The 11,757-nt window shown below is 50.9% G+C and carries 12 protein-coding genes and 1 pseudogene; 11 read left to right on the top strand and 2 right to left on the bottom strand.

Going from position 1 to position 11,757, the window contains the following annotated elements; all coding sequences use genetic code 11:
• Positions 1 to 17: 17 nt before the first annotated feature.
• Positions 18 to 2,537 carry a type VI secretion system tip protein VgrG gene (gene vgrG, locus PT300_07585; protein ID MDF7680459.1) on the bottom strand — a complete coding sequence of 840 codons (2,520 nt, stop codon included), beginning with the start codon at positions 2,535 to 2,537 and terminating at the stop codon, positions 18 to 20.
• Positions 2,538 to 3,124: 587 nt separating this feature from the next.
• Positions 3,125 to 3,373: a DUF2442 domain-containing protein gene (locus PT300_07580; protein ID MDF7680458.1), complete on the bottom strand. Its 249-nt coding sequence runs from the start codon at positions 3,371 to 3,373 to the stop codon at positions 3,125 to 3,127.
• A 308-nt stretch (positions 3,374 to 3,681) separates the two neighbouring features.
• On the opposite strand from PT300_07580, the pseudogene PT300_07575 reads away from it, so the two are divergent.
• The 11 genes and pseudogenes from PT300_07575 (at position 3,682) to PT300_07525 (ending at position 11,755) form a co-directional block, all read left to right on the top strand.
• Positions 3,682 to 3,774, top strand: a pseudogene (locus PT300_07575) (IS1 family transposase).
• A 443-nt stretch (positions 3,775 to 4,217) separates the two neighbouring features.
• Positions 4,218 to 4,607, top strand: a complete 390-nt coding sequence (locus PT300_07570) for a hypothetical protein (GenBank protein ID MDF7680457.1) — start codon at positions 4,218 to 4,220, stop codon at positions 4,605 to 4,607.
• A 65-nt stretch (positions 4,608 to 4,672) separates the two neighbouring features.
• A complete protein-coding gene (locus PT300_07565; protein ID MDF7680456.1) occupies positions 4,673 to 5,731 on the top strand; it encodes a methyltransferase in 1,059 nt (352 codons plus the stop codon).
• 40 nt (positions 5,732 to 5,771) lie between these two features.
• Positions 5,772 to 6,494 carry a beta-ketoacyl synthase chain length factor gene (locus tag PT300_07560; GenBank protein ID MDF7680455.1) on the top strand — a complete coding sequence of 241 codons (723 nt, stop codon included), beginning with the start codon at positions 5,772 to 5,774 and terminating at the stop codon, positions 6,492 to 6,494.
• A complete protein-coding gene (locus PT300_07555) occupies positions 6,491 to 7,357 on the top strand; it encodes a lysophospholipid acyltransferase family protein (protein MDF7680454.1) in 867 nt (288 codons plus the stop codon). The genes PT300_07560 and PT300_07555 overlap by 4 nt, the downstream gene beginning before the upstream one ends.
• On the top strand, positions 7,287 to 7,544 hold the full coding sequence (locus PT300_07550; protein MDF7680453.1) for a phosphopantetheine-binding protein: 258 nt from the start codon (positions 7,287 to 7,289) through the stop codon (positions 7,542 to 7,544). The genes PT300_07555 and PT300_07550 overlap by 71 nt, the downstream gene beginning before the upstream one ends.
• Positions 7,545 to 7,555: 11 nt before the next feature.
• Entirely contained in the window at positions 7,556 to 7,807 is a 252-nt protein-coding gene (locus PT300_07545; protein MDF7680452.1) for an acyl carrier protein, read from the top strand.
• A gap of 4 nt (positions 7,808 to 7,811) precedes the next feature.
• Positions 7,812 to 8,390 carry a hypothetical protein gene (locus tag PT300_07540; GenBank protein MDF7680451.1) on the top strand — a complete coding sequence of 193 codons (579 nt, stop codon included), beginning with the start codon at positions 7,812 to 7,814 and terminating at the stop codon, positions 8,388 to 8,390.
• The gene (locus PT300_07535; GenBank protein MDF7680450.1) at positions 8,390 to 9,748 is read left to right on the top strand and encodes an AMP-dependent synthetase; all 1,359 of its coding nucleotides are present in this window, start codon (positions 8,390 to 8,392) and stop codon (positions 9,746 to 9,748) included. The genes PT300_07540 and PT300_07535 overlap by 1 nt, the downstream gene beginning before the upstream one ends.
• A complete protein-coding gene (locus PT300_07530) occupies positions 9,735 to 10,088 on the top strand; it encodes a hydroxymyristoyl-ACP dehydratase (GenBank protein ID MDF7680449.1) in 354 nt (117 codons plus the stop codon). Before PT300_07535 ends, PT300_07530 begins: the two co-directional genes overlap by 14 nt.
• Complete coding sequence (locus tag PT300_07525; GenBank protein ID MDF7680448.1) at positions 10,079 to 11,755, top strand: glycosyltransferase; 1,677 nt, start codon at positions 10,079 to 10,081, stop codon at positions 11,753 to 11,755. The genes PT300_07530 and PT300_07525 overlap by 10 nt, the downstream gene beginning before the upstream one ends.
• The last annotated feature ends 2 nt before the right edge of the window (positions 11,756 to 11,757 follow it).

Here is an 11,757-nt window from a genome sequence, read left to right as displayed (position 1 = left end):
ATTCTGACCACCTTAATTTATTCAAAAAATAACTTAATATTTTGCGGGTCAATACCATAGTGTTTTTGTGTATAGCCATTTTCATCGGTCCTGCCGCGCAGGATTTTGCCCTCAGGTGTTTCTATCCGATAAGCCATCCAGGGTTTGGGAGTTTGAGTCACCTTGTCGACGACCTGAAACCCACCATTCACAGGAAACTGATACTGCGGATCTTTTACGGTTGCTGGCTTCAGCGCCTGTTCCAGAGAGGCACTTCCCCCCCACAGAACATTGGTACTTTTCAGATCAATTTTTCCGGGTGCGCCAATTTCCACCGATCCATCCTTGATTTTGATGTAAGCACCGCCTTTAGTGGTCAGGGTAATCCCCTGGGCCGCATTCAGTACCATTTCACCATTAGTGCTATTAATGGCCATCTTCTGAGCGGCCTGAAGTCTCATGGCATCAGATTGTGCCTGAATATCCACCTCGCCCCGTGCCGCAATGATCTTCATGCCCATTTTCTGGGCAAACAGGCTGATGGCTTCACCTGCCGCAACGGTAAACCGTTTGAAAATCGTCATATCCGCATTTTCACCCGCTGTGGCCGTCAGGGTGTGGCCCGCGGCAAGTTGAATATTTTCAGGTGTCGTCGCTCCAATCCCCGCAGGGGCAGATAACAGTAATCCGGCGTCTTTGAGCTGATTCAGTGCCCGGGCAAGTTGCTGTTGTGAAGCGATATCCGCATCCAGTGCGCCGGAAGCTCCGGCACTTTGAGCCAGTGCGGTGACCCGTTGTAACGCACTCTGTAACTGGGCAACTGCCGCATTCATATCCAGCATTTCACCCTGTGCTTTGGGCTGTTTATCCGCCGTAATAAACACCCCCGCCCCACCGCGAATGGAAACATGCCGGTCAGTTCGCAGCTCAGCACCTTCGCCGCGCAGCTTCCTGGATGCGTCTACGTTGTGACCTAAATTGAGTTGCGTCTTGCCGCCGTACTCGGTACTGAGCTTGACATGCTCCTGGCCGCGCTTGTCCTCCATCCGAAGCTTGTTCAGGCCAGCAGTACGGATAACATTGCGTGTACTGTTAACCTCAGTGACGTGGTCAACGTGGCGGGAGTCGTGCAGGGCATGGGCAATATACGGGCGATCGGGATCGCCTTCATAGAAGGCAATCGCCACTTCAGTCCCCTGTATCAGTGGAAAGTGGAAGCCGTATTTGTCACCACCGTAGGGTTTGGCAAAGCGCACCGGCATACTTTCCATCCCCGGGTGTTTGTCGTCGCGGTCAGCATCAAATTTCACCCGGTACATGCCCGATGCATCCTGCCAGGCGTAGATGTCGTCATCTTTTGCGCTGGTCACGCGCGCCGTCAGCGTACCACTCACCACAGGGCGCTTTTTAGCCGCAGGACGCCAGCAGCGGTTGTCGTAGTACGGCATCGCCGCCCATTCCACTTTCAGGGCATTCTTACGGCTGGCGGAGTAACTGGCGCTGATGATGGCAAGCCCATTTTCGGTTTCACGCGGCAGTGTCGGCGGGATAGCTGTTTCGGTAATCGTCAGCACCTGGGCTGGCCCCAGGGTGTGGTCGGTACTGCTGCCGGTCACCGTGGTCTGGGTGGACAGGAAACGTTCATGCTCCAGACGCGCCCAGAAGTTACCGGTTTCTGCTGCCGGCGTGATTTTGTCGCCAGGTTCAAGGTGCCGCGGGCGATAATGGTACACATCCCCATAGGTATTCCCTTCCCCTTCACCGCGTGTCATGTCTGCAGCAACGGATGTCAGGATTTTATGGGCTTCGCGGTGGTTGTAGTCACTGGCCGTAACCGAATGCGCCACCACGTTATGCCGGACCTGCACGTCCCATACCGAATCCGTCGCATTGTCATTCGCCCCTGACGGGCTGTTCAGCGGGAGCTTTTTGCCAAACGTCCATGCGCTCTGCCTGTCCGCGAAATGCACCACTTCGGTCCGGGTGTCCGGCTGCAGGGTGAAGAAGTAGAAAATCCCCACCTCAGCCAGCAGACGTTCAATGAAGGCGAGGTCGCTTTCCTGATACTGGTTAATCTGCTCACGCTTTGGATAGTCGGCTCTGAGGGTAAATTCATATTCCCAGCCTCTCAGCCCATGCTCCGTGAGCACCTCAGCCACCACTTCCGGCACCGATTTATTGACGAAAAAACGATGGGTACGAAACTGGTTCCCCAGCAACGCCAGGAACGGTTCCAGCACGATGCAGTACCGCGCTTCATCCGCAGAGCCACCGGTTCGCTCAAAGTGAGTGACCACCCCGTGAACCACCTTGCGTTCCGTCAGCGCGAGCAGCTTACCCGCCCCCATGGTCAGCGTTGCCGATTTGCGCAGCATCTGGCGGGCATCAATGTTCTTGCTGATACTGGTGAAGTTGATGGTGTACCTGTACAGCATACTCATCGCTTCTGAACCGCTGAAACTTTCCACGTCGATATTTGCCGTACATGACGGAATATTCAGTCGGTAACGGTTTAGCGGGGCTGGAATTAAACGGCTCAGTGCATCTGTCAGGTTCACGATTTTTACTCCGTGTTATATTTCAGCATCCTGAGTGACCAGTGATGGAAAGAAAGACAGCACGCAGAAACCGCAGCGTACAGGTCGTACATGAGGATTTCGGGCACTGCCCAGGGCCTAAATGGCAAGTAAAATAAATAGCCTGGAGCGCCAGGCGCTAAGCCGCTCCACCGTATTAGCCAGATAACTCTATACCTGCTGGCGGAATGTTGTAAATATTTTCCGGATTGATTTTCCGGGAGTGACAATACCGTATGGTTATTCATCATGAACAAATGTATAAGCGAATCGATATATATTAAGATAACCTGTAAAAAAGACTGATATAGCTCTGGATACTATTGCTTCGCCCGGTTTTACACCCGTTAATTTTCAGTAAACGTCATTTTCTCCATGAAACAAACCGGAAACATTTTTCACGACAGAAGATATATTTTCGGCGTGAATATGTGAAATAAAATATTCAAGAGAGATCTTGATGATTTGCTCAATAATCTGATGATTAAATACACCCTTTTTGTAGTGGATCACAAAATCAGGATACCGGTCTAAATAGATACGCGGAATAGTGCTCCACTTTACATCCATCAGCCTTTAGCACCACGAAGCAGCTCTTCGGTGCTCAGATCCTCATCCAGGTCAGGCCAGTGGATACCATACCCGGCACCACAAAGCACCCAGTTTTGTCGTTGCTCAGCCGTACCGGCAGCAAGACGAGGGAACCAGGCAACAGGAACAGAGATGCTACGACCATCCATGAGATCAACCGTCAGGCAATCATCATCAATGCAAACATTCATGACGCGAATATCATCCTTACTTTGTAAAGTAAGCATCCCAGCCCTCCTGGAGTATTATCTGATGCTCTTTCACCCAATGTTGTCATTCACGAAGTTCATGCGAAGCAAACCCCATACTCCGCGCGACGCTGATATCATGTAACCATATGGACATGCGATGGCTCATTAGATTCATGGCTGTAAAAGTAGAATCGATAAGTGCCGATCCTGAGTGCGGTAAGCACACTCTTCTCCTGGTCAGATTTCGTGTATGGTCACCCGATTAACGCCGTAACCATAACCAATAGCGTACTCCAGGATCCTGGCCTGAATGGCAAGTAAAATAGCCTGATGGGCCAGGCGCTAAGCAGCTGGCTCGTCAAACAATCTGCTGCTCTCACTCAGTAGCGATCGACGAAAAAGTTATCGGAACGATTATTGAAAAATACATGTTCCATCACTGGAAGCATCCCCCCATATTTTATCAATCTCAGAATATCGGCGGTCAAACCAGAAAGGCCCGGCAAGGAATTTTAACTGTCGATCGTTCTCCACTTTACAGGCCATTTACGTAATGTGATACTAACATATCTTTAACTCATGCCAAAAATATATATTGACAGCTCAGCATAATCAAAAATATATTTTGATTAAGAAGTCTGGGATTAATACAATATACATTCTGTTATTATTATTTAACTTAGATTTAACTTAGAGCCTGGCCCCTGGCGTTATTAACGTAGCCAGTCTGGACACGGGCAGCGCAGAAAGACCGTAGCGTACATCCGGTACATGAGTATTTCGAGCACTGCCGGGCCAAAATGGCAAGTAAAACAGTCTAATGGGTCAGGCTCTTTGTGTATAAATTATACGATTTATATTACATACATAAGAGGCATTAATGAAACGTTATATAAAATGGTTTGCGATCACAATTATCATCGGTATGTTAAGTGCTTGTTCTCGTACTGCGCCAGTACAACAGATCAGCACCACTGTCAGTGCGGCTCATACTCAGGAACAGGTTAAAAATGCCATTTTGAAAGCGGGTGCACAACGCGATTGGATTATGACACAAGTGTCTCCTGGCGTTATTAAAGCGCGCTATCAATCACAAAACCACGTTGCAGAGGTTCGTATTACATATACTGCTACCAGTTATAACATCAATTATGACAGTAGCCTGAATCTGCAAGCTTCTAATGGCAAAGTCCACAAAAACTATAATCGCTGGGTACGTAACCTGGATAAAGATATACGGGTTAACCTGTCTACGGCAGCAACGCTGTAATGATGCTGATATCAGGCCGGATATGGCCTGATATTATTTAATTTTCTCTACGATTGTGATTCTATATGTACGAACAGGACACGCTCAGCGCGCTGGATGCCATCACTGAGGCACAAAGGATTGCTTTTGCTCCTATGCTTTTCCAGGCTGCTTTATGCTTACGCAATGCAGGAATATTAGATTATTTGGATCAACAAGGTAAACAGGGCGCTTCCCTTAACGCAATTGCTGAATACACAGCGCTGAATGAATATGCCGTAAGCGTGTTACTGGATATGGGCTTAAGCGGGCGAATGATTACCTGCAAAGAGGAAGTCTATTACCTGGCAAAAATCGGCCATTACCTCCTGCATGACACCATGACACGCGTGAATATGGATTTCACCCAGGATGTCTGTTACCAGGGACTCTTCTTCCTCGCTGATTCACTCAATGAAGGGAAACCTTGCGGATTAAAAGTATTTGGTGACTGGCCGACGATATATCCGGCACTTTCGCAATTACCTGACGCGGCACGTAAAAGCTGGTTTGCGTTTGATCATTACTATTCCGATGGCGCATTTAACGCCGCACTACCTTATGTATTCGCCAGCAATCCCGCAAGATTGTACGATGTCGGCGGTAATACCGGTAAGTGGGCTTTGCGCTGCTGCGAATACAATGAAAACATCACTGTTACGTTATTAGATCTGCCACAACAAATCGTGCTCGCAAAAGAAAATATTGCGAATGCTGGCTTTTCCGATCGTATCGATTTTCATGCCCTGGATATACTGAGCGATGCGCCGTTACCGAACGAGGCGGATATCTGGTGGATGAGCCAATTCTTAGACTGTTTTTCACCCGAAAAGATAATTAAAATACTCAGCAAAGTCGCCAGTGTCATGAAGCCTGGGGCAAAGCTTTGCATTATGGAGTTGTTCTGGGATGCACAGCGCTTTGAAGCGGCATCGTTTAGCCTGAATGCGTCCTCGCTTTATTTTACCTGCATGGCAAACGGTAGCAGCCGTTTCTATAGTGCAGAGAAATTTTACCACTATCTGGATAAAGCAGGATTCCAGGTAGCAGAGCGCCACGATAATTTAGGCGTTGGGCACACTCTATTGATATGCCAAAAGAAATAATCGTTACTTAATCATTTTTGGTTTACCGCGGCGCGCGTTGATGAAATTTACATTAAATATTACTGACTGGCAGGCACTGGCACCCGGGCTTAGTGAAGCACAGCAATGGCAAGCATGGTCGCGCCAGCCGTGGGCGATTGACCATGATGCACCACTGGCAAAATTAAGCGAATTGCCAATGATGACTGCCCGCCGTCTCAGTTCAGGCAGCAAACTGGCCGTAGAATGCGGCCTGGCCATGCTACGCCGCCATCAGATAGACGCCGTTTTGTATACCAGTCGTCATGGCGAACTGGAGCGCAATTATCGCATTGTTCATGCACTGGCAACCGCCCAGGCATTCTCTCCGACCGACTTCGCACTCTCTGTGCACAACTCTTCCGTGGGGAACCTGACCATTGCGGCCAAACAACCGATTGTTTCATCATCGCTTTCGGCTGGCCGCGACACTTTCCAGCAAGGTTTGTATGAAGTGCTTAGCCTGTTCCAGGCGGGATACCCGCGCGTGTTGATGGTCGATTTTGACGGTTTTGTGCCCAGCTTTTATCACCCGCAACTGCCCGCAGAAATGCCGACCTGGCCGTATGCCGTCGCGCTGGTGATTGAAGCTGGCAATGAGTTGCAATGTGAAATGCAGCCAGCCATGGCGGGCAATGAGATAACACTGCCGCAAAGCATGTTGTTTTTACAGTACTATTTACAAAATGCAGACACATTTTCACTGCCTGGCGAGCGTGTTCAGTGGTGCTGGAGCCGCAGATGAGGAAGCTGATGTCGCGCCTGGAGTGGGTATGGCGACTGGTCATGACCGGGTTATGTTTTATCCTGTTTGGTCTCGGCGGTCTGTTACTTTCTGTGGTGTGGTTTAATGTATTATCGGTTTTGGTATCGGATGCTTCCCGCCGCTGTCGTCTGGAACGTCGCAGTATTGCCGCCAGTTTTCGCCTGTTTTTAACCATCGCGAAAGGCGTTGGCGTGCTGGATTATCGTATTGATGGGGCTGAAATCTTACGTCAGGAACGTGGTTGCCTTATCGTAGCCAATCATCCTACGCTGATCGATTACGTGCTGCTGGCGTCAGTCATGCCAGAAACGGACTGTCTGGTGAAAAGCACGCTGTTAAAAAATCCTTTTCTTGGCAACGTCGTTCGGGCAGCAGATTATTTAATCAATAGCCAGGCTGAAACCCTGTTGCCCTGCTGCCAACAGCGACTAGCGCAGGGGGACACTATCCTGATTTTCCCCGAAGGCACGCGCACCAGGCCCGGTGAAGCAATGACGTTGCAGCGCGGAGCGGCGAATATTGCCGTGCGCTGCGCCAGCGATTTACGCATCGTGAAGATCAGCTGTAGCGAGCATCTGCTGGATAAACAAAGTAAATGGTATAACGTTCCGCCTGAGCGGCCGTTTTTTACCGTTGAAGTCCGCGATCGGATAGAAATCAATAAATTTTACGATGCAACTTCACAAGAACCGGCACTGGCAGCAAGGCAGTTAAACCGGCATCTTTTGCTTCAATTACAACAAGGTTGTTTACCTCTCTCAGGAATAAATAATGCAAGAGCTTTATCTGGAAATAAAAAACCTCATCATCAGCACGCTCAATCTGGACGAGTTGAGCGCTGATGATATCGATACCGACGCCCCCCTGTTTAGCGACGGTTTGGGGCTGGACTCTATCGATGCACTGGAACTGGGGCTGGCAGTAAAAAATAAGTACGGCATCGTGCTCTCAGCGGAAAGCGAAGAGATGCGTCAGCACTTTTTCTCCGTCGCCACTCTGGCTTCTTTTATTGCTGCACACCGCGCTTAAGGAGAGACATCATGACAGACCAACAAACCATTTATCAGGAAGTCTCTTCCCTGCTGGTAAAGCTGTTTGAAATCGAGCCACAGCTCATCAAACCTGAAGCGCGCCTGTACGAAGATCTGGCACTGGACAGCATCGACGCCGTAGACATGATTGTGCACCTGCAAAAGAAAACGGGTAAGAAAATCAAGCCGGAAGAATTTAAAGCAGTACATACAGTCCAGGATGTCGTCGAGGCTGTAGAGCGTCTGCTAAAAGAAGCCTGATCTGATGTCGGGCACTCGCTCACTATCCATGATTAAGCTGCTGACCGGATTATTACTGATCACCTGGCCGTTTGTGATTTGGTTTGGTTTGGCACATAACGGCCTGCACTGGCTGATGCCGTTAATGGCGTTGCTGTTTTTGTTGCGCCTGCACCAAACCCGTCGTCAGGCGGGGTCGCTACAAGTCGTCACACAAATCGTCGCTGGCGTGGGGATCGCATTATGTGTTGCCAGCTTTCTGTTGAAATCACACCAGTTACTGCTGTTTTACCCGGTGGTGGTTAATGCAGTCATGCTGGCGGCTTTTGGCGGTTCACTGTGGTCGGCGATGCCGATTGTGGAGCGACTGGCACGATTGCAACAGCCAGACCTGCCGGAAAAAGGCGTACGTTATACCCGCCGTGTCACGCAGGTCTGGTGCCTGTTTTTTATCTTCAACGGCAGTATTGCGTTATTTACCGCGCTGCTGGGCAATATGTCCTTATGGACCGTCTGGAACGGTGTCATTGCCTATCTTCTGATAGGTTCCCTGACAGCAGGGGAATGGCTGATACGTCGTCAGATGATCACGCGGAAAACATGATGAATCAGACTCTCTCACTTTCACAGTGGCTGACAGCCCCCCGTCCTGTAACAACCCCGGTTGCCTGGCTTGGGGAAGACACCTGGACGCTGGGACATCTGCGTCATGATGTAGCACTTGTGATCGACCATTTACGCCAGCAGCCGGGCAATCGCTGGGGGCTTTGTTTTGAAAACAGTTATCTGTTTATTGTAGCGTTATTGGCTACGCTACACTCCGGGAAAATCCCGGTCATCCCAGGCCATAACCGTGCCGTTTTACTCAATGCGCAACGCGCTTTGTTTGATGGCATCCTGAGTGATAAAGCGCTGGACTGGCGCGGCCCTCAGTTTCTTGTCAGCACATCGCACCAGATGACCACCGATACGATAGCCTTTGACGACATTGCTTCTGACGCATTTATTGAGCTGTTCACATCGGGCTCAACCGGACAACCCAAACAAATTGCAAAACCTGTTACCCTCCTTGATCAAGAGGCAAAAATGCTGGCAGGTCGCTTTGCATATCGGCTACAGGGCTGTCGGATTGTGGCATCCGTGATGCCACTGCACCTGTATGGACTGACTTTCCGGATTTTTTTACCTATGGCACTGGGGCTACCACTGCATGCCGCTATGCTCTGGTATGCTGAGCAACTGGCCGCATTAAGCCATGGGCATCGCTATGCCTTTGTCAGCAGCCCGGCGTTTCTGAAGCGACTCGACCCTCATCTGACACCGCCTTCTGTGGCGATGATTCTCTCGGCAGGCGGTATGCTCCCCTGGCAGGATGTGGAGAAAACGTTCACCTGGTTGAATATCTGGCCGGATGAAATTTATGGCAGTACCGAAACAGGTATTCTCGCATGGCGTTATCGTCAACAGGATAATATCCCGTGGTTTACCTTTCCTGAGGTACATCTTTCACCGGAAGATGAGAATGTTCGTGTCTTTTCGCCACTTATCCCTGCTGAGGGATTGGTGCTTGACGATATGCTGCAGTTCAATGAAAACGGTCAGTTCCACCTTCTTGGACGACGTGATCGGGTGGTAAAAATTGAAGAGAAGCGGATATCACTGAATGAAGTTGAACAGCGATTGCTGGCGCTTGATGGTATTCTCGATGTCGCTGCAATCCCATTAATGCGCGGTGGTCGCCAGGCTATCGGTGTCGTGTTTGTACTGAATGAAGAGGCCCGTCAAAAATGGCAATACGCCGGGAGAAAGGCGCAGGAATTGTCCTGGCGCAGAGCACTATTACCCTGGCTTGAATCCGTTGCCGTACCTCGTTACTGGCGCATTGTTGATGAAATCCCGGTTAACAGTATGAACAAGCGTATCTATGCGCAATTACAGGAGTTATTTCATGAGACCCCATGAAATTGAGCGCCATCAGGTTCAACCGCAGGTAATGGAAATCTGCCTGTATATCGACCCAACGCTCTTCTGGTTTAACGGTCATTTTGCCATACAGCCGCTGTTACCTGGTGTGGCACAACTGGACTGGGTCATGCATTATGCGACTACGCTGCTTGCCCCGGGATGGCATTTTCATAGTATCCAAAATGTTAAATTTCAGGCACCGCTTTTACCTGGGACGACCACCACCCTGCACTTAACATGGCAGGAAACCAGTCAGGTACTCGCTTTCAGCTATCAGCGTCACGACGGTGACGAGCGCCACACGGCCAGCAGCGGGAAGATCCGTCTATGCCGGTAAACTTTTCTCCCTGCGTGTTGATCCCCTGCTACAACCACGGCGCAATGATGCCGGGCGTGCTGGCGCGTGTTAAGCCATTTAATCTGCCTTGTATTGTCGTGGATGACGGCAGTGATGCCGTCACGCAACAGCAACTGGATAACCTGATTGCCGGGCAACCGGGCGTGACCTTAATTCGCCTGGCACAAAACGCAGGCAAAGGCGCGGCGGTGATGCGCGGCTTACAGGCGGCGGCAGACGCGGGGTACAGCCATGCGGTGCAGGTGGATGCTGACGGTCAGCACGCGATTGAAGATATCCCCAAACTGCTGGCACTTGCCGAACAGCATCCCGCGGCACTGATCTCCGGCCAGCCGATTTACGATGAATCCATTCCCCGCTCACGGCTGTACGGGCGCTGGATAACCCACATCTGGGTCTGGATCGAAACGCTTTCCCTGCAACTGAAAGACAGTATGTGCGGCTTTCGCGTTTATCCGGTTGCGCCAACGCTGCAACTGGCAAAACACGCCACCATCGGCAAGCGGATGGATTTCGACACCGAAGTGATGGTGCGCCTCTACTGGCAGGGAAATACCAGCTATTTCGTGCCGACCCGCGTCACCTATCCGCTGGACGGGCTGTCGCACTTTGATGCCCTGAAAGATAACGTCCGCATCTCGCTAATGCACATGCGTCTGTTTTTCGGCATGTTGCCGCGTATACCTTTACTACTGAGGCGCCACTCTTCCAGCCACTGGGCACGGCAGAGTGAAGTGAAAGGGTTATGGGGAATGCGTCTGATGCTGCTGATCTGGCGCCTGCTGGGAAGAACAGTGTTTAGCGCGTTGCTTTACCCGGTGGTGGGTGTCTACTGGCTCAGCGCCAGCCGTGCGCGCAAAGCATCGCAAGACTGGCTCGCCCGTGTGCACCAGCGCCAGCCACAGACGGCAAAACTCAACAGCTATCAGCATTTCCTGCGTTTCGGCAACGCCATGTTCGACAAAATCGCCAGCTGGCGCGGCGAACTGCAACTCGGGCGTGATGTGCTATTCGCGCCAGGTGCAGAAGCGGCGTTCAACGTCAGCGATCCGCGCGGTAAATTGCTGCTGACGTCACATCTTGGCGATGTGGAAGTGTGCCGGGCACTGGCGCAAATTCAGGGCTACAAAACCGTTAACGCGCTGGTGTTTAGCGAAAACGCGCAACGCTTTAAACAGATAATGCAGGAAATGGCCCCGCAGGCTGAAATCAACCTGATATCGGTGACGAATATCGGCCCTGAAACCGCCATCCTGCTCAAAGAGAAGCTGGATGGCGGCGAATGGATAGCGATTGTCGGTGACCGCATCGCCATCAACCCACAACGCGGCGGCGAATGGCGCGTCTGCTGGAGTCTGTTTATGGGTCAGCCTGCGCCTTTTCCACAGGGGCCATTTATTCTCGCGTCCATTTTGCGCTGCCCGGTAAATCTGATTTTCGCTCTGCGCCAGCACGGCAAGCTGCATATTCACTGCGAAACCTTTGCCGACCCGCTGCTGTTGCCGCGTGGAAAACGCCAACAGGCGCTGCAAAACGCGATCGACCACTACGCCGCGCGTCTGGAATATTACGCGCTCCAGTCGCCCCTCGACTGGTTTAACTTTTTCGATTTCTGGCAACTGCCGGAAGTCCAGGACAAGGAGTAAAA

The organism is Enterobacteriaceae bacterium ESL0689, assembly GCA_029433525.1.
Lineage (GTDB): Bacteria > Pseudomonadota > Gammaproteobacteria > Enterobacterales > Enterobacteriaceae > JAQTIF01.
Note: the sequence above shows the minus strand (reverse complement) of the source record. Positions and strands in the feature narration are given on the sequence as shown.

Excerpts from the sequence above, each read along its gene's own strand:
- PT300_07525 (MDF7680448.1), top strand. The coding sequence starts at position 10,079 with ATGCCGGTAAACTTTTCTCCCTGCGTGTTGATCCCCTGCTACAACCAC.
- PT300_07545 (MDF7680452.1), top strand. The coding sequence starts at position 7,556 with ATGACAGACCAACAAACCATTTATCAGGAAGTCTCTTCCCTGCTGGTA.
- PT300_07560 (MDF7680455.1), top strand. The coding sequence starts at position 5,772 with ATGAAATTTACATTAAATATTACTGACTGGCAGGCACTGGCACCCGGG.
- PT300_07580 (MDF7680458.1), bottom strand. The coding sequence starts at position 3,373 with ATGCTTACTTTACAAAGTAAGGATGATATTCGCGTCATGAATGTTTGC.
- PT300_07535 (MDF7680450.1), top strand. The coding sequence starts at position 8,390 with ATGAATCAGACTCTCTCACTTTCACAGTGGCTGACAGCCCCCCGTCCT.
- PT300_07555 (MDF7680454.1), top strand. The coding sequence starts at position 6,491 with ATGAGGAAGCTGATGTCGCGCCTGGAGTGGGTATGGCGACTGGTCATG.
- PT300_07530 (MDF7680449.1), top strand. The coding sequence starts at position 9,735 with ATGAGACCCCATGAAATTGAGCGCCATCAGGTTCAACCGCAGGTAATG.
- PT300_07565 (MDF7680456.1), top strand. The coding sequence starts at position 4,673 with ATGTACGAACAGGACACGCTCAGCGCGCTGGATGCCATCACTGAGGCA.
- PT300_07570 (MDF7680457.1), top strand. The coding sequence starts at position 4,218 with ATGAAACGTTATATAAAATGGTTTGCGATCACAATTATCATCGGTATG.
- PT300_07550 (MDF7680453.1), top strand. The coding sequence starts at position 7,287 with ATGCAAGAGCTTTATCTGGAAATAAAAAACCTCATCATCAGCACGCTC.
- PT300_07540 (MDF7680451.1), top strand. The coding sequence starts at position 7,812 with ATGTCGGGCACTCGCTCACTATCCATGATTAAGCTGCTGACCGGATTA.